Genomic DNA, 20118 nt, shown 5'->3' with positions numbered 1-20118 from the left:
TCGCGTAACACCGCATCAATGTGCTCGTAACATTCTCTCTGCTTACGTTCATATTCATCTTCCTTTCTCATGGGCCGCCCATTGCTGTTCTTTAAAATGGCCTGAATATACCGAATGTTATTGACTTTATTTTCATGGGCCAATTCGATAGCGATACAGGTCGCTTCGCTGCCCCACATTTTCTCTAAATCAATGAGCTTCTTGGCGAATTCTCCCTGCATGGGTCCGAAAAGCTCCTGGTATTTCTGGACCGATGCATAGTCACGCATCATTTTCGGCGTCGTCACGGGTTCACCGTCATAGACCGGCGTTTCTTCCGCCGCAGGGGGATTCCCGTCGGATGTCGCCGCTTCTGCCGCTGGTTCTTCCGGCGGATTCATCGTTTCCGTCACGACAGGCGCCGCATCCACTGAGCTATCTTCCGGCTGAGCTTGGCGCTGCCTCTCACGGTAGCGCTGTACCCGTTCGCGCGTCTGTTCCCGCCGCTTCTCGTCGCGTTGGAAATCCTGCAGCTCATCCCAGATGGCAATGCGGATAAGACCGCTTTCGTCGCGTTCGATGAGTTCCAGTCTTTCCAGCAATGCCAGTCCTTTTTCAATGAAGGGCCGGCGGCGGTGCAGGCATTTGGCAATGAGCTGCGTCGTCATGGCTTCCCGACCCGATACGTAGACATACCCGTTGTCGTTAATCGTTCCGGCCATATCCTTCAAGAAAAACCAAAGTACGATGTATGAATCGCCGTTAGGTTGGTTCATCAAGAATAAGATACGGGGATCTGAGAATAAGCCGGTCCTGGTTTTCAGCCATTGCAGTCGTTTCATTGCTAGCACCTCTTTCTGCATCTTGGGGTTTGTCTTTCTGAATTACCCCTCTACTTATATAAGACAAAAAAAACGCCAATCGTCCGAACTTTTTTTATCTTTTTTTGCCAAAAGGCTGCTTTTTCAATTTATCTTTTACGGCATAAAAGTCATATTGCATTTTTTTGTTTATTATTTTCTATTCAGCATCGATTAATATTAGATAAGCCATTTGAAATCATTAAGTTTTTATGTATTTTACTATAACTTTTTTCTCCTCTCTTCTTTTTCTTTTCTAGTCTTATAAAGGTAACGCGTTACACTTTCGCCATTGGATGTCTGAAAATGTGATTGCTAAGCCATTCATGTTATTTTGTATTGAGTCATAAACAGCCCAAAAAAGGGCTTGTCGCATGACGACAAGCCCTTTTAAGTTGTTAGTGGCTAGCAGTTAGTTGTTATCGGATAGATTTAAATTTAAAGGTTTTCGCTGAAAACTACAAATTCTGTACTACAAACTATGAAGAGAAAGAGCCCGCACATGATAAATGTAACGGGCTCTAAAAAATTATTAAACCTCTCCGGCTCTGCGGGCCACCTCTCCTATGAGGAGAGGCATTTATAAGACGTCGACCAGGAGTTTTAGGATCAAATTGGCTTCGTGGCCGGCGCAGATGGCGACTCTGGGGGCCATGAGGCCGCGGCCGGGTTTGGCGTTCCTTGTCTGGTCGCCGCAGATATAGAAGTGGCTGGTGATTTTTTTTGTTTCAATGGCGTTACTGTCGCCGTAGCCGGCCATACCCGAGGCGGAGACGATGTATTTATCGGGCCATTGTTCCAGGATGGTGTGGACGAGCATGGTCTTGGCATCGGGATTGTCGAAGGCTTCGCAGATGACCTGGTCGTCTTTCAGGATGGTCGGCACGTTGTCTTCGGTGAGGCGGACGAAGTCCGTGCGGACGTCGATGAAGGGATTGATGTCGGCAATCTGCCGGGCCAGGGCGTCGGTCTTGCGCTGGCCCAGGTCGCGGACCATGTAGGACTGGCGGTTGAGGTTGCTGGCATCGACGGTATCGAAGTCGATGAGGTGCAGATGGCCGACACCGGTCCGGGCCAGATAGACGGCGGCATTGGAACCCAGGCCGCCGAGGCCGCAGATGGCGACGCGGCCGGCGCTGACTTTCTGGTGGACTTTCGGCGTATGGCGGGAACACATCATGCCTTCCAGGGCTTCTTTCGGCGGCAGGCGGTCTTTGGGGATGAAATAGATTTCATCGCCCTCTTTCAAGGCTAAGTTCTCTGTCGTGGCAAAGCCGTTGACGATGATGATTTCCTGACCGCTGCCGTAGGCGGCTTTCAGGTCTTCCAGGTGGTCACAGGGACAATTCATTTTCTTTCCATTCAATACTAACTGCATGGTATACACCCCTCGTAACAAAATAAAAACGCACGACGTCTGACACCTTAGGTGGTGTCCCCGTCGTGCGTCTTGTTCTTATATCCTTAGTGTAGCTGTTTTTACAGCCCCTGTCAATCTTTCTTTTCGGCCTGGGCCCCTTCCTTCAAGCGTTTGAGCTGGCGCTGTTCTTCCGGTGGAAGGGATACGCCGCAGCAGCCGCCGCTGGAATTGCTGGCATAGCCTTTAAAGACTTCAGAGACGATATTCTTAACTTTTTTCACCGATTCAACAACCATGAGAAGCCCTCCTTTTTTGAAATTCAAGGCCGTCGAACAAAATCGCCAGCCTGGCAGACCGCAAAGCATTCCATTTATACGGTAACGGATAGCACCACACGTCTGTGGCGGGCGCCCCACGTGGTCGCCCCTACAGTTATTATAGCAGGAAAGGCTTCCATTGTAAATAATATCAACGGATAATTTTTATTAATTATTTGTCATCAGCGGCCGTCGGGCCATACCAGGGTGATCTGGCCGCTGGTTCTTGTCGCTTTGAGGTCGATGACGCGCTGGTTCGAGGAACCGCGGAAGTAGAGGCCCGGGTCTTTCAGGTCGTCGACGAAGGGGCCGTCGACGAGGACGTCACAGACGTCCAAGAGGGCTTTTTTCTGCGGGTCCTGGATGATTTCGTCATAGGTGAAGCCCGAGTAGACCCAGACCGATTTATCGGGCATGGCTTGTTTGACGTTTTGGACGATCTGCGTCAGGCCGTCGGTGTTTTCCATGGGTTCCCCGCCCAGGAGGGTCAGGCCGCTGTTGGTCGGGGCGCTGAGCCAGGACAGGAGCTGTTCCATTTCCTTGTCCGTCCATTCCTGTCCGGCCCTGGGGTCCTGGTATTCCGGGTTGAAACAGTTGAAGCAGTGGCGTGAGCAGCCGGTGACGAAAATCGTCGAGCGGATGCCCGGTCCATTGGCAATGTCATATTGCCGCATCTGTGCATAATGCAAGTCAAGTCACCTCTTAGATATGGAGGACGCGGTTCTTGATTTCCTGCGTCCGCCCTTCGTTCCAGAAATTTTCACCCAAATAGCCGCAGGTCCGGCGGATGACGGTCAATTTGTTGCGGTCTTTGTTGTGGCAGCGCGGGCATTCCCATTCGTTGTCGTCGTTGAGGATGATTTCGCCGTCAAAGCCGCATTCATGGCAGTAGTCCAGTTTGGTATTGAATTCGCCGTACGTGATGTGGTCGTAGATGTACTGGACCATGGTCAGGACGGCCGGGATATTATGGGTCATGTTGGGGATTTCGGCATAGCTGATGCAGCCGCCTGTCGATTTGTCTTCAAAGTCGGCTTCAAAGGAGAACTTGTCGAAGACGTTGATCGGTTCGCGGACGTCGACGTGATAGCTGTTGGTATAGTAGCCTTTGTCGGTGACGTCGGGGATGGAGCCGAAGCGGGCCTTGTCGATTTTGCAGAAGAGGTTGGTCAGGTTTTCTGCCGGCGTACCGTAGAGGGCGAAGCCGATGTTCGTTTCCTTCCGCCACTTCTTAATGTGGGCGTTGAGGTCGTCCATGATGCGCATGGCGAATTTCCGGCCTTCCGGCGCCGTGTGCGAGCAGTGCTTGGTCAGTACCGTCGCTTCGTAGATGCCGATGTAGCCCAGGGACAAGGTCGCATAGCCGCCGTAGATGAATTTTTTAATGGTTTCGCCGGGCTTCAGGCGGGCAATGGCGCCGTACTGCCAGTGGATAGGCGATACGTCGGACGTGATGCGCTTGAGGAGGTCGACGCGCAGGAGCAGGGCTTTTTTGCAGAGTTCCAGGCGCTTGTCGAGGATCTGGAAGAATTTTTCTTCGTCGCCGTCGGCGAGGATGCCGATCTGCGGCAGGTTGAGGGAGACGACGCCCATGTTGAAGCGACCGTCGAACTGGTAGTTGCCCTTTTCATCTTTCCAGGGGCTGAGGAAGGAGCGGCAGCCCATGGGGCTGAAGACGTTGCCTTCATAGGATTCGCGCATCTTCTTGGCCGAAATATAGTCGGGATACATGCGTTTCGCCGTACATTCAGCGGCCAGCTTGGTCAAATAGAAGTACGGGCTGCCTTCGCGGACGTTGTGTTCGTCCAGGACGTAAATGAGTTTCGGGAAGGCCGGCGTGACGTAGACGTTGGCTTCGTTCTTGATGCCCTGGATGCGCTGGCGCAGCAATTCTTCGTCGATGAGGGCCGCTTCCCTGGCGTATTCGTAATCCGGCTGGAAATACATGAAGAGCGTGACGAACGGTGCCTGGCCGTTGGTCGTCATGAGGGTGTTGATCTGGTACTGGATGGTCTGGATGCCGTCCTTGATTTCCTTCTTCGTCCGCTTCCAGGCGATTTCTTCGGCCTTTTCCATATCCGGTTCGATGCCGTAGATTTCGCGCTGTTCTTCGACGACGGCTTTCATGTACTTCTTGAAGGACTTGCGGACGTACGGTGCCAGGATGCGGTCGATGCCGTTGATGGACTGGCCGCCGTACTGGCCGCTGGCGACCTGGGCGATGATCTGCGTCGTCACCGTGCAGGCGACCTGGAAGGATTTCGGCGTATCGATTTTCTTGCCGTTGATGACCGTACCATTGGCCAGCATGTCTTCCAGGTTGATGAGACAGCAGTTGAACATGGGCTGAATGATGTAGTCCATGTCGTGGAAATGGATGGCGCCGCTGTCGTGGGCCTGGACGATGTCGGCCGGGATCAGTTTGCGGCGGGCAATGTCCTTGGACACTTCGCCGGCGATGAGGTCGCGCTGCGTCGATACGACGTGGCCGTTCTTATTGGAGTTTTCGTCGAGGACTTCCAGGTTGGTGTTGTTCAGCAGGCCAAAGACATCGTCGTCGGTCGTATTGGTCTGGCGCTTGAAGGCCTGGATGGTCTTGTAGTTTTCGTAAGCCCTGGCCGTGGCCGGATTGTTGTATTTCAACAAACGGTAGTAGACCTGGTCTTCGATGGCGTAAATGGTCAGGTCCTTCTGGATGGAAGCAGCATACGCTTCGATTTCACCGGCAATCTTGGCAGCCTGCCCTTCTTCGTAAATACCGCTGCTGCTGTTCATGGCCTTTTCAATCGCTACGGTGATCTTATCTCGATTGAAGGGCACTCGTTCTCCATTGCGCTTGATTACTTCTAACATATGTCTACCTCCACAGTATATAGTATACAAATTGTACATTTTCCCATACCTGCTACAAGATATATGGTACGGGGTCCGTTTTTCACATGCCCTATGATACTATATATAGTAGCGAATGTCAATGTGTACATACTCCATCATGTTGTGGACAAGTTAAGGTTAGTTTTTATCAAAATGGCTGGCAGGCCTTGAAAGGACAACACAAGAGCTGCGCTTTTATAGACGCAGCCCTTGTGTATAACTAGCAAAAATTTTCTTTTAATCCAGATTCAGGAGGTCGCGCACGACGGCACCGGCCAGGATCATGCCCGCCGTCGACGGGACAAAGGAAATGCTGCCCGGACTGGGGCGCACTTCATCGCTGTCCGAGAAGGGTTTATGCGGGACTTCCGTCGAATAGGCCACCTTGATGCGGCGGATACGGCGCTTCTTCAGTTCCCGGCGCATGATCTTGGCCAGGGGATCGACGCTGGTCTTTTCGATGTAATCGAGCTGGAAATATTCCGGATGGAGCTTATTCCCGGCCCCCATGGAGGACACGACGGGGATGCCGCTGTGATAGGCTTCGTCGATGATGGCGATCTTGGCGCTCATCGTATCGACGGCATCGACGACGTAATCGGCCCCGGAATGGGCGATGAAGCCCTGATGGCTTTCAGGCAGATAGAACGTCGCATGGGTCTCGACGTCGATGTCGGGATTGATGGACAAGAGGCGTTCCTTCATGACTTCGACTTTCGGCCGGCCAATGGTCTGGACCGTCGCCCCGAGCTGGCGGTTAACGTTGGACGGGTCGAAGACGTCGGCATCGACCAGGATGAGATGGCCCACACCGGCCCGGCCCAGGGCTTCGACGACGGCTGAGCCGACGCCGCCGACGCCGAAGATGAGGACCTTTTTCGTATCTAATTCGTCCACCTTATCCTGGCCGATGAGGCGGGCTGTCCGCTGGGTATATTCTTTCTTCATCGCCTAGCGCTCCGGGATGATTTCCAGCCAGTAGCCGTCGGGGTCGACGATGAAATAAATGCCCATGGCCGGGTTCTGATAGACGACGCAGCCCATGTCTTTGTGCTTGGCCAGGGCCGCATCCATATCCTTGACGGCAAAGGCCGTGTGGAATTCGTTTTCGCCGAGGTTATACGGTTCCTTGCGGTCTTTGAGACAGGTCAGTTCCAGCTGGAAGTCGGACACGCCGTCGCCGAGATAGACGATGGTGAAATCCGGGTTCTCGATGCGGCTGACTTCGGTCAGGCCCAGGGCTTCTTTGTAGAAGTCCATGCTGCGCTGGAGATTCAAAACGTTGAAATTGGTGTGCTTAAAGGTGAATTGCATAGTACTACCCCCTTTTTATTTATTGGTTCTCTTCCTGCCAGCCCTTGGATACGTCGACCCATTCCCTGGCATGGGAATAGGTTTCCAGTTCGGGCAGTGTCAGTTCGATGGCACTGTTGGCGGTGCCGCAGGCCGGAAAGACGGTCTGGAAGCGCTTGAGCGATTCGTCCAGGAAGACGTCGACGCCTTCGTTGATGGCGAAAGGACAGACGCCGCCGACGGGATGGCCGATGAGCCGTTCCACGTCGCCGGCCTTGATCATGGTCGCCTTCTTGTGGAACCGTTCTTTGAACTTATGATTGTCCACGCGGGCATCACCGGCAAAAAGGACCAGGATCGGATGGTCGCCGATGAGGAAAGACATGGACTTGGCAATGCGCCGGCCTTCCGTATGAAGGGCGGCCGCCGCTTCTTCGACAGTCGCACTGGACTGGTCGAGTTCCATGACCCGGTCTGCCATCCCCCACCGGGCAAAATAGTCGCGTACTTTTTGAATAGACACGTTGCTCCCCCTCTCAATTCGTTATAATCGTATTATATACTAATCACGGTCCTCAGGCAAACTCAAAGGACGACGTACTGCCCCGGTCGGTCTTGTGGACGGCCAGGCGGGCGTCGATGCGTTCCTTCAGTTCCGGTACGTGGGAGATGATGCCGACCAGGCGGCCGCCGCTGCGCAGGGACGCCAGGGTCTTCAGGGCATAATCCAGGGTTTCCCCGTCAAGGGTGCCGAAGCCTTCGTCGATGAACATCGTATCCAGGTGGATGCCGCCGGAATACGCCTGGACGACGTCGGCCAGGCCCAGGGCCAGGGAGAGGGAGGCCAGGAAGGTTTCGCCGCCGGACAGGGTGTTGGCCGGCCGGGCATAGCCCGTGTAGTTGTCGTAGACTTCGATGTCCAGGCCGATTTGTTTGACCCGCTTGTCGTCCCACGAACGGGAGCGCTGCAGGCTGTAGCGCTGGCGGCTCATGCCCTGCAGGCGGCCGTTGGCGGCGGCCAGGACTTCATCGAGGAGGGCGCCGAGGACGTAGCGTTCAAAATTGATGCCCGTCTGCTTGCCGGCGATGAGTTCGTAGACGGCGCCGACAGTCTTATAAGCTTCGGTCAGGTCCCGGCCTTCCTGCTGCAGGGCGGCCAGGGCCGCTTTTCCCTGCTGCCAGCGCCGGTACTGTGCGGCCAGGCTACCCTTTTCTTCGCCTAAGGCCTGGCTGGCTTTTTCGGCTTCGTCCAAGGCCGTACGGGCTGCTGCCACGTCGGGCCGGGGCTGGCTGCCGATAGCCTTTTCTTCCTGGGCCAACTGGCCCTGTACTTGCTGGACCTGGGTGTCGTACTGGCGGACGGCCGCTTCCAGTTCCGGGATCTGGCCGACTGCAGCCTGCATGGCCCGGCAGGCCTTGACGCTCTCGAAACCGGCTGCCACGACGCGGTCCCGCAGGGCCTGGACACCCTGGCTGAAGCGGTCCCGCAGCACTTCGACCTGGTGCTGCCAGTTCTGCGCTTCCTGCTGCTGCTTGGCAGCCTGGCGTTCGCCGGCGACGACGGCGTCGCGGTACTGCTGCAAGTCCTTTTCGTAGGCTGTAATGGCCTTGCCCAAGGCATCCAGGCGCTGCTGCAGGGCCTTCAGGTCACGATAGGCTTCGGGCAGGTCCGCTTCCAGGCGGGCCTTCGTTTCGGCCGCCTTGGCCGCAAGGGTCCGCGCCTGTTCGGCTGCCGTCCGGGCCGCTTCTTCGTCCTTTTCCCAGCGGCTCAGCCGGGCCTGGCCGGCGGCGACGGCCTTTTTGAGGGCTTCACCGGCCTGTAACTGCTGCTGCAGGCCTTCCATGGCTTTCCGGGCCTGTTCGGCCTTGTCCTGCCAGTCGGCCAGGGTCCCATCCTGGGGGTACTGGCGGCGCAGGGCGTCGTACTGCTCTTTCAAAGCCTGATGGCGGGTCTCATCGGCTTTGGCCGTCACTTCCCACTGCTGTCGCTTGGCTTCGCTGGCGTCGGCCCGTTTCTGGTGCTGTTCGACGTCGCGCCGTTCCGGCAGGGAATCCGGGCGCACGGCCGGCATGGGATGGGCCGCCGAGCCGCAGACCGGGCAGGGTTTCCCTTCTTCCAGTTCCGACGCCAGGACGGCGGCCTGGGCCTGGAGGAACAGGGCCCGGACACTTTCATAGGCCACGCGTTCGTCCCGTGCCCTGGCAGCGGCTTTTTCCAGGAAGTTCTGACTGTGCTGCCATTGTTTCCCGGCTTCTTTCAGCTGTTCTTCCAGGGAAGCGGCCTGGCCTTCGCGCTGGAGCCGGTCGCTCAGGGCCTGCCAGCGGGCTTTGGCCTGTTCCGCCGCTACGGCCTGTTCGGCCAGGCCGGCGACGGCTTCCCGGGCCTTGTCGAGGGCCTGTTTTTCTGCTTCCTTTTTCTGCCGCACCTGGTCCCAGCGCCGTTCAGCTTCGCCTGCCGCCTTGCGGCACCGTTCTTCTTCCAGGCAGCAGTCCCGGTAGGAGCCGGCTTTTTCCTGCAGGCCCGTCAGCTGGACCCGTTCTTCGCAGGCTGCCTTATAGCCGCTCTCACGGGCCGAAAGGGCCGCCAGCTGCCGCTGGGCTTCAGCCAGGTCCTTCTCAGCCTTCTCGGCCAGCTTACGGGCTTTTTCAGCCGCCTTATGAGCCTCTTTGCCCTCTTTTTCCAGGTCGTCGAGGTGACGGCACGGTTCGGCCAGGATTTCAGCCTGGCGCAGGATGGCGATGGTATCCCGTTTTTCCTGGAACCGGCCGGCCTGGTCCTGGAGCTGCGCCGCTTCCCGGCGCTTCTGTTCCCGCAGGAGCCAGTGATTTTCCAAGGTCTGGGCGGCCTGGAAGGCGGCCTGACAGGTCTTGCGCCGGCCTTCGGCCTCGCGCCACTGTGCATCGACGGCGGCGCTTTTATCCTGCCAGGCCTTCTCTTTATCCGGCAGCTCTTCTTCGCTGGCGATGCCCAGGTCGGCCAGGCACTGTTCCCGCCGCTGGCGTACCTGCTCATACTGGCCGGCCAGGGTGTCGTGGCGGGCCTTGGCCAGCTCCTGGAGCCGCGCGTAGCGCTGGGTGTGGAAGAGGGTCTGCATGATCTGCTGGCGCTCACTGGAACCGGCCAGGAGGAGCTTGCGGAAGTCGCCCTGCGGCAGGAGGACGACCTGGCGGAACTGGTCGGCCTTGAAGCCCAGCAGCCTTTCGACGGCAGCCGTCACGTTCTTGGCGGCTACGAGCTGTTCCTGGCCGCCGTCTTTGTCCGATTCATATAAGGCCGCGTGGGCCGCGGCTTTCTTCAGGCCCGTGCCGCGCTTCTTGGCGATTTCCTGTTCCGGGCTGCGGTCGATGCGGTAGTATTTCCGGCCGATGGCAAAGCGGAAGGACACGGCCGTCGCTTCCTGGGGCGACGCGTACTCACTGCGCATGTGGGCGCCAGTGCGGCTGTCGCCGCTGGTGCTGCCGTAGAGGGCGTAGCACATGGCATCGAGGATGGTCGTCTTGCCGGAACCCGTCGGTCCATAGATGAGGAAGAGTTTGTGGTCGCCCAGTTCGCGGAAGTCGACGATTTCCTGACCGGCATAGGGGCCAAAGGCCTTCATTTCTAAGTAAATAGGAATCATAACAGGCTGCCTCCCTTTTCTAATTCATCCCACAAGGTGCGGACGCAGTCCTGCTCGGCTTCGGTCAGGGGCTGGTCGGGCCGCATGGCCTGGGCGAAGCTGGTGAACAGTTCCTGTTCCGTCACCTGCTGTACGTCGAAATCGCGCTGTCCTGCGGCCCGGGTATTGCGGTTGGGCATTTCCATCGCCATGGCATTGGGGTATTTGCGCCGCAGGCGGGCCATGCCGTCGAGGATGGGCTGGCTGTCGTCGAGGCGGGCCAGGATGAAGTCGTCCGGCCTGTCGTCATCGGCCGCCATGATGGCCTCGAAGGTTCCGCTGACGATGCGCACGTCGTGGCGCGGCACGAAATCCCGGAAGGCCAGGTCCACTTTCCCGTCGGGCCCGATGTCGGCGATGACGGCGCCTTTATGCTGGCGCGCTTCGCCGAACGAGTATTTGAGCAGGCTGCCGGCATAGCGGATGGTATCGCTCGTGACTTTCTGCGGCCCGTGGAGATGGCCCAGGGCCGTATAGCTGAACGGCGCAAAGAGGCCGCTCGTCACCTGGTCCGTCCCGCCGATGGACAAGGGCCGTTCCGAATCACTGGCTACGCCGCCGGCGACGAAGGCATGGGCGACGCAGACCGTGCGCACACCGTCCGGGACCTGGCTGCCCTGCCAGCCGAGGAGGGCCTCCATGGCCTGCTGGTGGCTGCGGACCTCATCCTGGCCGAGGCACTGGCGGACGACGGCCGGCTCGGCATAGGGGACGGTCAGGAAGGCGACCGGTCCGGCGTCATCTTCCAGGACGACCGGGCCCGTAAGGCGCTCCAGTTCACCGGCCATATAGAGGCCCTGCGGCGCCAGGAGGCGGCTGGCAAAGGACAGGCGGGCCGGGCTGTCGTGGTTGCCGCTGATGACCAGGAAGGGGACGTGCAAATCCGCCGTGATCCGCGTGGCCACGTCGTCGAAGAGTTCCACCGCTTCGGCCGGCGGCAGGCTGCGGTCATAGACGTCGCCAGCCAGGACGACGGCGTCGATGCCCTCGTCCCGTATCATGGGCAGGAGCTGCTGCTCCAGGACGTAGGCCTGGTCTTCGGTCAGATAGTTCCCATAGAATAATTTTCCTAAATGCCAGTCGGCTGTATGTAAGATACGCATAGAATACCTCCTTACCAAGCTACTGCTGCAGCGACCGCAGCAGGGCGATTTCCCTGGCATAGCCTGCCATATCGTTGGGTGTTTCCAGATAAAAGGGCAGGTCCCGCAGGGCCGGATGATTGACGATGGCCCGGAAGGCTTCGAGGCCGATGTGGCCCTGGCCGATTTTTTCATGCCTGTCCTTGTGGCTGGCCAGCTCGTTCTTGCTATCGTTCACGTGGACGGCTTTCAACCGGTCCAGGCCGATGACCTTATCAAAAGTCGTCAATACGTCGTCCAGATGGTGGACGATATCGTAGCCGCCGTCAAAGACGTGGCACGTATCGAGGCAGACGCCGATTTTATCGTTCATGGCCGCTTTGTCGATGATGGCCGCCAGTTCTTCAAAGGTCCGGCCCACTTCCGTCCCCTTGCCGGCCATGGTTTCCAGGAGGACCGTCGTCTTCTGGCCGGGGAACATACAGGTGTTGAGCATGTCGGCAATGAGGGCGATACCCGTTTCAGCGCCCTGTCCGACATGGCTGCCGGGATGGAAATTATAGCGGCAGTTGTCGACGTATTCCAGACGGCGCAGGTCGTCGGCCATGGCCTGGCGGGCAAACTCCCGGGTCTTCTCCGTCTTTGAACAGCCGTTCAAGGTATACGACGCATGGGCCAGGATGGGCGCGAAGTGATGGGCTGCCATGAGCTGGTTCAGGGCCTGTATATCGTCGACGTCCAGTTTGCGGACGCCGCTGCCGCGGGGATTGCGGGAGAAGAACTGGAACGTATCTGCCCCTATAGATAAAGCTTCGTCACCCATGTGCAAAAATCCTTGTGAAACCGATAAATGACATCCAATATGCAACATATTTTTTCCTCCTGCGCGACGGATAACAAAAAAAGGCTGCCGCACGAAGCCCGTCCGGCCTCATGCAGCAGCCCCTATCCTTAGACTATATGAAAATCAAATACTTACGATTTTTCCCGACATTCCGGGCAAATCCCGACAAACGAAATACTGACGCCGTTGACGACGAAGCCGCTCTGTTCGGCAGCGGCCTTACGCAGCCCCTCCTGGTCCATGTCGATATCGATGACGCGGTTGCACTTTTCACAACGGATATGGGCATGAGGCGTCGTATTATAATCATAACGATGGGCATCTTCGGCACATTGCAATACCTGGACTACGCCGATTTTGGCAAAGATTTCCATGGTCTTATAGACCGTGGCCAGACTCATGGACGGATAATTGGGCTGCAATATCTTATAAATCGCCTCGGCATTGGGATGCGTCGGATTGTGGTTAATGGCTTCGTACACAGCCAGGCGCTGCGGTGTGACTTTATAGCCGTTTTTTCGCAAAACTTCAGCAATTTCCATTTTTATCCCCCTTTCTTGGAAAACTGTGGTATAATAAGACATTCTAGTTTTATTCTAGCTTTGAATCATATAGAATACTGGAGAGTATCCTGTATTATATTGTAACGGTTATTAAGAAAAATTTCAATGTTTTACGCGAAATTCTTCTTATACAATAAGTAATATTAACTATTTTGTTAGGAAGGAATGTAATCATGACAGAGGAAACGATGATCGCTGAAATCGCCAGGACTCTGGGTATCCGCCCGGCGCAAGTCCAATCTGCCCTTTCCCTCTTTGCCCAGGGCAATACCATCCCTTTCATCGCCCGCTACCGGAAAGAAGCGACAGGGACCCTCGACGAAGTACAGCTGCGCTGCATCCAGGAGCAATATGAATACGAACAGGCCCTGGCCAGCCGCAAAGAAACGGTCCGCCAGTCCATCATGGACCAGGGCTGCTGGAACGACGACCTGGCACGGAGCCTGGAAGCGGCCCGGCAGCTCCAGGACGTCGAAGACCTCTACCTGCCCTATAAACCCAAGAAACGGACGAAGGCCTCCATGGCCCGCGACGCCGGCCTGGAACCGCTGGCCGACTGCTTTGCCAGCCAGGACCCCAAGGGCCCGGCTCCGGAAGACGCCGCCCTGGCCTTTCTCAGCGATGACGTACCGACCGTCGAAGACGCCATCCAGGGCGCAGCCAACATCCTGGCCGAACGCTTTTCGGAACGGGCCGATTTCCGCCGCCACCTGCGCCGCGAACTGTGGCAGCAGGCCCGCCTGACCTGCAGCCTGCAAGTCGAAGAAGACCAAGCCGGTCCCATGCTGACCTATGCCGACTTCAGCGAACGCGTCGCCCGTATCCCGAGCTACCGCATCCTGGCCATCAACCGCGGCGAAAACGAAAAGAAACTGAAAGTCACCTTGAAGGAGCCGGCAGACCGCCACATCGCCATGCTCTGCCAGCTGGTCATCACCAGGCCGTCGCCGTATGATCAGATCCTGCGCGACGCCGCCGCCGACAGTTACAAGCGCCTCATTTCGCCGCAGATGGAACGGGAAATCCGCAACGAACTGACGGCACAGGCCGAAAAGCAGGCCATCGACGTCTTTGCCGAAAACCTGCGCCACCTCTTGCTGCAGCCGCCCTTTGCCGGCCAGATCATCCTGGGCTTGGACCCGGGCTTCCGGACGGGCTGCAAGGCCGCCGTCATCAGCGCGACGGGACAGGTCCTCGACTACGGCACGTACTACCTGACCCACTCGGAACAGCAGAAACACCAGAGTGCCGTCAGCCTGGCCAACATGATACGCCGCCACGGCGTCACCCTCATTTCCATCGGCAACGGGACGGCCTCGTATGAAACGGAACAATTCGTATCCCATCTCATCGAAGCCTATCACCTGAAATGCCGCTACGTCATCGCCAACGAAGCCGGCGCGTCCGTCTATTCCGCATCGGACCTGGCCCGGGAGGAACTGCCGGACCTGGACGTCACCATCCGCGGCGCCGTTTCCATCGCCCGCCGCATCCAGGACCCTCTGGCCGAATCGGTCAAGATCGACCCGCGGGCCATCGGCGTCGGCCAGTATCAGCACGATGTCAACCAGAAAGCCCTGTCGGCCGCCCTGGACCAGGTCGTCACGTCTGTCGTCAACTACGTCGGCGTCGACCTCAACACGGCATCGCCGGCCCTCTTGCAGCACATCGCCGGCCTGACGGCGGCGACGGCAGGCAATATCGTCGCCTACCGCAACGAGAACGGCCCCTTCCAGAACCGGCAGGACCTGCTCAACGTCCCCCGCCTGGGCCCGGCGACGTTCACCCAGTGCGCCGGTTTCCTGCGCATCAAGGACGGGACGGAGCCCCTGGACAACACGTCGGTCCATCCCGAATCATACGGCCTGGCCGAAAAGATAGCCGGCCACTACGGCCTGAGCCATGACGAGCTCAAGGACCCGGAAAAATTAGCCATCCTGCGCGATAAGATCCAGATGAACGCCGCTCCCAAACTGGCCGCCTCTCTCGGCGCCGGTGAGCCGACGATCAAAGACATCCTGGAAGAACTGCGCAAGCCCGGCCGCGACGTCCGCAGCGACTTCCCGAAACCGCTGACGCGCCGCCACGTCCTGTCCCTGTCAGACCTGCAGATTGGCTCCGTCGTCCGCGGCACGGTCCAGAACGTCGTCGACTTCGGCGCCTTCGTCGACTTTGGCCTCAAGACGCCGGGACTGGTCCACCGCTCCCAGCTGAGCCGGCATCCCTTCCGCCATCCGACGGACGTCGTCCACGCCGGCGACATCGTCGAAGCCGAAATCATCAGCGTCGACGCCGCCCGCGGCCGCATCGGCCTGTCCATGAAAAAAGTGAAGAAATGAGTGTGAAAAAGGAGCTGTCGCAATGCGACAGCTCCTTTTTAGGGGTTAGCAGATGGCTTTAAATTTAAAGCTTTTCTGTAGGGGCGACCACGCGGGGCGCCCGCCCCGGGATATGGGTGATTCACCATTCAGCCGTAGGGGCCACGAACATTACAAACTATTCCATTCGTCGTTGAGTTTATCGTAGCGGTTCGATGCGGCCTGGCCCCGCTGGAAGCCTGGGCGGTAGTCCTGTCCGCGCTGGCTGGCGCTGACGCCGTCGTAGAGGCCGCGGACGCGGTCCTGTTCGGCCTGGAAGAGGGCATCGAGCTTATATTTCATGGCCGTATTGTCGATGGACGTATCGTTGTCCAGCTGGCTGCGGGTCTTGGAAATCTGGACGTAGAGCGTATTGGCCCGGCTGGTGAATTCGCGATTGCCCTTGAAGTCCGTGTGGTCATTCAAGTAGGCGTTGATGTCGCCGGCCAATTTGCCGATATCGTCGTTGAACAAGTCCTTGCTGCTGGCATAGGACGCCAGGATCTGCTTATCCGGATTGGCCTTGGCTTCAGGCTGCGGCTTTTCATCGGGCTTGGTCTGGACGCTGACGTATTTTTCCAGGTAGCTGACCAGGTCGTCGCCATCGACGGCAGCTGTGAAATCGGCACCGGGGACCTTGATGGTCCGCGCCGTCTTCTTGGCCTTCTGGACTTCGTCGCGCAGGTCATCCAATTTTTCGCTGATAGCGTCGTCTGACGGATTTTCAGCAATCGTCATGGCCGTGTCATACATGGCCATCTGGTCGCGCATGACTTCGCGGATAGCCTTGTCATCGGCGGCATACTGGTCGGGAATGGTCTTGGGCTGATAATTCTTGGCCATCTTTTCGACGTTCTTGCGGCTCTTGCCCAAATCCTTGACCAGGGAATCGACATCGTCGCCTTTGCTCTTCTGGCTCAGGCGCTTGGCCGTACTGGTGGCAGATTCATTTTCCGACGCCAGCTGCTGCGACAGGGAAACGGCATCCTTCACATAGTCCCCGCTGCTGCGGCTGCCATAGAAGTGAAAAGCCACGGCAGCGGCCAGAGCCAGGACGAGGACGACGATACCGGCGATGATGGCCTTCTGATAGCGCACGTAAAAAGGCTTTTCCTGAAAAGGCGGCGGCGTCGGCCGGCCCGTCATGACCGGTCGTTCCATCGGCTGCGGCGGCCGCTGCGGCTCTTCGTCCCGGACCGGTTCCCGGTGCTTATGGACAAAGGTTTCCGTTCCCGTCGCTTCGTCGATGACCGGTTCGTCATCATCCATTTTCGGCAGTTCGGCACCGCAGAATGGGCAGAATTTCCCATCGACGCTCACCCATTTGCCACATTCCGGACAAATGCGTTTCTTCGGCTCCCCTTCCGGCAGCTGTTCAGCGCCGCAGGCCTGACAAAAGCGGTCGTCATCCTGCAAGGGCGCCCCGCATTGTTGGCATTTCTTCATAAAATACACATCCTTTACTTAGCGTAAGTACATGCTTCTAGTATAAGCCATTTCCCTCAGTCTTGCAAAAAATCGGCCATGCGCCGGTAGGTGTCGCAGATTTCGTCGTAGCATATTTTTTCAAAGTTGAGGTACGAATGGACCATGTTGCCGTAATTATACGTTTCGGCCCGCACGCCCTTTTCAGCCAGGCGGCGCACGTAATCGCGGCCTTCGTCGCGGAAGGGGCAGAACTGCGTCGTCAAGACCAGCGTCGCCGGCATATCTGCCGACAATTCGCCAAAGAGGGGCGAGGCATCCCGGCGGTCGTCACCGGGACGGAAACACTGGTTGAAATACCAGGTCATCTTGGCCGGCGTAAAGCCCGTCTGGGTATTGCAGTTCTCCTGGACCGACGGGAAGGAGTGGGTCATATCCAGGCAGGGATAGACCAGGATCTGATGAGTCAGCGGAAGGGATGCATCATGCTGCAGGGCCTGGCTCGTATAAGCTGCCATGCAGCCGCCGGCGCTGTCACCGCACAAGGTCAGGTCCGCCTGGTAGGGGATCTGCAAGGCATCGAGCGCAGGCAGGGCCTTCCGGGCTACGGCCAGGGCATCTTCATAGGCCGCAGGATAAGGATTTTCCGGAGCCAGGCGATATTCCGGCGAAATGACGATATGCTGCGTTGCCTGGGCAATGCGGCGGCAGACCGGGTCATAGACGGCGACCGTGTCGATGGCAAAACCGCCGCCATGATAGTAGATCAGGACCGGCAGGGGCCGGCTCGTATCGGGAATATAGATGCGGACCGGCACGTCGTAGACCTCACAGCCGTCCAATACCGTATCGACGACCGATGCCATCGGCACTTTCGGCAGCTCTTGTTCCCATGCCGTATGCAGCGACGCTTCGCGCATGGTAATCGGCGTCATGACAAAATCCTCACTCGTATGGGCAGCGATAAAAGCTGCCAGTTCCGTTTTAATTGCACTCATCGTAAACCCCTCTTTCCCTCTTCTTATATAGTTTTAAATTGTAACAAAAAATATCCCTTTTTGCACCGTAGGGGTCGCCACGCGGGCGACCTGCTGGATACTGGGCGGCACTCTCCCTAAACGGGAAAATCGCTCATATCCTGGAGCGGGCTTGCCACGTGCAAGCCCCTACTACAGAGGTGCTGCTTATATAGTTTTTAATTGTAGCACAAAACAGCACGCATGAATAGGATGGATACAAAAAAAGAGGCTGTCGCATTAAGACAGCCTCTTTTTTTGAGTTTTAAGTTTGTAGTTTTTAGTTTTCAGCAAATGGTAAAAAATTTAAAGCCACTTCTACAAACTACAAACTCCGTACTACAAACTATAAATAAAAAGGGGCTGCGCACGTGACCTAAGCCTCATGCGACAGTCCCTCTAAAAGTCCTGTGTGGCGGAGAGCGTGGGATTTGAACCCACGATAGAGCGTTCGCCCTATACATGATTTCCAATCATGCTCCTTCAGCCGCTCGGACAGCTCTCCGCGTCTTACATATCTTTCCTGACATCTTCGGGATAAATGCCGATATGTAAAGTATGGTCGGGGCGACAGGATTTGAACCTGCGACCTCTTAGTCCCGAACCAAGCGCGCTACCAAACTGCGCTACGCCCCGTTGACCCGACTCATACATAATACCATATCCACGAAAAAAGTCAAGGAAAAAATTCAATCACCCCATCAGGCCAGCTTCTTTTCCCGGATGAAATCGATGAGCATGGCCGACGTATCGGCCATGAGGTCGCCGCACGATACGGGACCGCCGTTGGCCGGACTCTTGAGGACGCGGCAGCACGTCGCATGAAAGCGGTCGAGCCAGATTTTCTGGAATTCCCGCACAGGCTGATTGACTTCGGCCTTCGTCTTTTCCTCCGGCGTCGTGCGGCCGACGAGACAGCCCAGGACCAGACAGGCCCCGTTCAAAGCCCCGCAAAGACAGCCCGAACCGGCCACCCCGCCGCCGAGGACGGACACCATGCGCAGCGTTTCCGGCGGCAGCTTCAAATCCAGACAATCATTGCAGACCTTGACCACCGTTTCAGCACAATTATTCCCGGCCTGCTGGTACTGTGCCGCCAATTCTCTTACCTTTTCCATCATAAGACCTCCTTGAAAAACAGCATTTGTAGTACAGAGTTTGTAGTTTGCAGAAAAATGGCTTTAAATTTAAAATCATTCACTAAAAACTATAAGCTGCAAACTTAATGCTCAAAAAGGGGATGCCGCATATGCGACATCCCCTTTTTACATTCTGGCGGAGAGCGTGGGATTTGAACCCACGATAGAGCGTTCGCCCTATACATGATTTCCAATCATGCTCCTTCAGCCACTCGGACAGCTCTCCATGGCTTACACATTGTTTGATTATGCAGTTATTTGATGCCCTCGGGATCGACATCCAATGTGTAAAAATATGGTCGGGGCGACAGGATTTGAACCTGCGACCTCTTAGTCCCGAACCAAGCGCGCTACCAAACTGCGCTACGCCCCGTTACCTGACTTGTATATAATACCATACTGGAAGAAAAAGTCAAGCTTTTTTTCTCGTGTCAGGCGACAACTTTCAGGCGACAACTTCTTTATTTTTATGGATCCGCTTCCAAATGAATCCGCCGGCAATGGTAACGACCAGCAGGATGATTTTCAGTTCCGTCGGATTATTGGCCGCCAGGCTGACGTATTGAGCCAGGTAATGGTCTGTCGCCATCATGCCGCCCGAAGCCCAGCCGAGGATGGCGCCCCCGATGTAGATGAGGATGGGAAAGCGGTTCATGACTTTGACGACGATGGTGCTGCCAAAGACGATGATCGGCACGGAAATGAGCATGCCGAACATGAGCAGGCCCCAATGGTTATTGGTGACGCCGACGATGCCCAGGACGTTATCGAGGCTCATGAGGGCGTCGGCCATGATGATGGTCCGCACAGCCGCCCAGAGCGAGTCCTTGGCTTCGACGTGGACGTCTTCTTCCTGGTCGTCGGCGCCGATGAGCTTGATGCCGATGAGGACCAGCAGGATGGCTCCGACGGTCTTCAAGAAGGGAATCTGGAAGAGCCAGGACACGATAAAGGCCATGATGAAACGCATACAGATGGCCCCGGCCGTACCATATAAAATAGCCCGCTTCTGCAAATGCTTAGGCAGATTCTTGGCGGCCATGCCGATGACGATGGAATTATCGCCGCCTAAGGCCAAGTCGATGAGCACGACCTGCAAAATCATAGTGATATCAAAGACAAGCGTCGATTCTAACCCTTCCAAGGTAAGTCCCCCTTATACGTTAAGACAAATTTACATCTCCCCCATTATATGATAATTACGGTGGGATAGCAAGAAAAAGGCGCTGTCCCATGAAGACAGCGCCTTTTTCTGTAGGGGCGTCCACGTGGGACGCCCGCTCACACAAATCAAGTTTACAAGTATCTCGCATATCCCCGGCGGGCTCGCCACGTGCGAGCCCCTACAAA

At 56.8% G+C, this 20118-nt stretch carries 17 protein-coding genes and 4 tRNA genes; 1 reads left to right on the top strand and 20 read right to left on the bottom strand.

Features of this window, described 5'->3' with window-relative positions; translation table 11 throughout:
* The 12 genes from WMO23_RS07470 to WMO23_RS07415 form a co-directional block, all read right to left on the bottom strand.
* On the bottom strand, positions 1–755 hold a 755-nt coding region (locus tag WMO23_RS07470), incomplete at its 3' end, for a phage replisome organizer N-terminal domain-containing protein (RefSeq protein WP_349173678.1).
* Between the two features lie 664 nt (positions 756–1419).
* Complete coding sequence (thiF, locus tag WMO23_RS07465; RefSeq protein ID WP_302754771.1) at positions 1420–2217, bottom strand: sulfur carrier protein ThiS adenylyltransferase ThiF; 798 nt, start codon at positions 2215–2217, stop codon at positions 1420–1422.
* Positions 2218–2330: 113 nt separating this feature from the next.
* The gene (locus WMO23_RS07460; protein WP_020311326.1) at positions 2331–2495 is read right to left on the bottom strand and encodes a hypothetical protein; all 165 of its coding nucleotides are present in this window, start codon (positions 2493–2495) and stop codon (positions 2331–2333) included.
* A 203-nt stretch (positions 2496–2698) separates the two neighbouring features.
* Positions 2699–3205 (bottom strand): anaerobic ribonucleoside-triphosphate reductase activating protein, encoded by a 507-nt coding sequence (gene nrdG, locus WMO23_RS07455; protein WP_020311325.1) that lies wholly within the window; start codon positions 3203–3205, stop codon positions 2699–2701.
* 13 nt (positions 3206–3218) lie between these two features.
* Complete coding sequence (gene nrdD, locus WMO23_RS07450) at positions 3219–5369, bottom strand: anaerobic ribonucleoside-triphosphate reductase (protein ID WP_292108328.1); 2151 nt, start codon at positions 5367–5369, stop codon at positions 3219–3221.
* Between the two features lie 258 nt (positions 5370–5627).
* On the bottom strand, positions 5628–6338 hold the full coding sequence (locus WMO23_RS07445; RefSeq protein WP_292108327.1) for a tRNA threonylcarbamoyladenosine dehydratase: 711 nt from the start codon (positions 6336–6338) through the stop codon (positions 5628–5630).
* 3 nt (positions 6339–6341) lie between these two features.
* Positions 6342–6704: a VOC family protein gene (locus WMO23_RS07440; protein WP_020311321.1), complete on the bottom strand. Its 363-nt coding sequence runs from the start codon at positions 6702–6704 to the stop codon at positions 6342–6344.
* Positions 6705–6723: 19 nt separating this feature from the next.
* Positions 6724–7206, bottom strand: a complete 483-nt coding sequence (locus tag WMO23_RS07435; protein WP_292299220.1) for a YbaK/EbsC family protein — start codon at positions 7204–7206, stop codon at positions 6724–6726.
* Positions 7207–7258: 52 nt separating this feature from the next.
* Entirely contained in the window at positions 7259–10303 is a 3045-nt protein-coding gene (locus tag WMO23_RS07430; protein WP_349173675.1) for an AAA family ATPase, read from the bottom strand.
* Positions 10300–11445: an exonuclease SbcCD subunit D gene (locus WMO23_RS07425; RefSeq protein WP_292282443.1), complete on the bottom strand. Its 1146-nt coding sequence runs from the start codon at positions 11443–11445 to the stop codon at positions 10300–10302. Before WMO23_RS07425 ends, WMO23_RS07430 begins: the two co-directional genes overlap by 4 nt.
* Positions 11446–11464: 19 nt before the next feature.
* Positions 11465–12295, bottom strand: coding sequence for a deoxyribonuclease IV (locus WMO23_RS07420; RefSeq protein WP_292282445.1), 831 nt, complete (start codon positions 12293–12295; stop codon positions 11465–11467).
* A gap of 104 nt (positions 12296–12399) precedes the next feature.
* Positions 12400–12810 carry a Fur family transcriptional regulator gene (locus tag WMO23_RS07415; protein WP_020311246.1) on the bottom strand — a complete coding sequence of 137 codons (411 nt, stop codon included), beginning with the start codon at positions 12808–12810 and terminating at the stop codon, positions 12400–12402.
* 194 nt (positions 12811–13004) lie between these two features.
* On the opposite strand from WMO23_RS07415, the gene WMO23_RS07410 reads away from it, so the two are divergent.
* Positions 13005–15170 (top strand): Tex family protein, encoded by a 2166-nt coding sequence (locus WMO23_RS07410; RefSeq protein ID WP_292261345.1) that lies wholly within the window; start codon positions 13005–13007, stop codon positions 15168–15170.
* A 150-nt stretch (positions 15171–15320) separates the two neighbouring features.
* Here the strand turns inward: WMO23_RS07410 and WMO23_RS07405 are convergent, their stop codons facing one another.
* The 8 genes from WMO23_RS07405 to WMO23_RS07370 all read right to left on the bottom strand — a co-directional run bounded on the left by WMO23_RS07405 (position 15321) and on the right by WMO23_RS07370 (position 19912).
* On the bottom strand, positions 15321–16634 hold the full coding sequence (locus tag WMO23_RS07405) for a zinc ribbon domain-containing protein (protein ID WP_020311248.1): 1314 nt from the start codon (positions 16632–16634) through the stop codon (positions 15321–15323).
* A 56-nt stretch (positions 16635–16690) separates the two neighbouring features.
* A complete protein-coding gene (locus tag WMO23_RS07400) occupies positions 16691–17611 on the bottom strand; it encodes an alpha/beta hydrolase (RefSeq protein ID WP_020311249.1) in 921 nt (306 codons plus the stop codon).
* A 431-nt stretch (positions 17612–18042) separates the two neighbouring features.
* Positions 18043–18134 (bottom strand) — tRNA-Ser (locus WMO23_RS07395).
* Between the two features lie 54 nt (positions 18135–18188).
* A tRNA-Pro gene (locus WMO23_RS07390) sits at positions 18189–18265 on the bottom strand.
* 65 nt (positions 18266–18330) lie between these two features.
* Entirely contained in the window at positions 18331–18747 is a 417-nt protein-coding gene (locus WMO23_RS07385; RefSeq protein WP_020311250.1) for a C-GCAxxG-C-C family protein, read from the bottom strand.
* Positions 18748–18902: 155 nt separating this feature from the next.
* Positions 18903–18994, bottom strand: a tRNA-Ser gene (locus WMO23_RS07380).
* Between the two features lie 70 nt (positions 18995–19064).
* A tRNA-Pro gene (locus tag WMO23_RS07375) sits at positions 19065–19141 on the bottom strand.
* 72 nt (positions 19142–19213) lie between these two features.
* The gene (locus WMO23_RS07370; RefSeq protein WP_020311251.1) at positions 19214–19912 is read right to left on the bottom strand and encodes a TerC family protein; all 699 of its coding nucleotides are present in this window, start codon (positions 19910–19912) and stop codon (positions 19214–19216) included.
* Positions 19913–20118 lie beyond the last annotated feature (206 nt).

This window comes from Megasphaera intestinihominis (assembly GCF_040096415.1).
In the GTDB taxonomy this organism is placed as follows: domain Bacteria; phylum Bacillota; class Negativicutes; order Veillonellales; family Megasphaeraceae; genus Megasphaera; species Megasphaera intestinihominis.
This window is presented reverse-complemented; position numbering and strand designations above follow the sequence as displayed.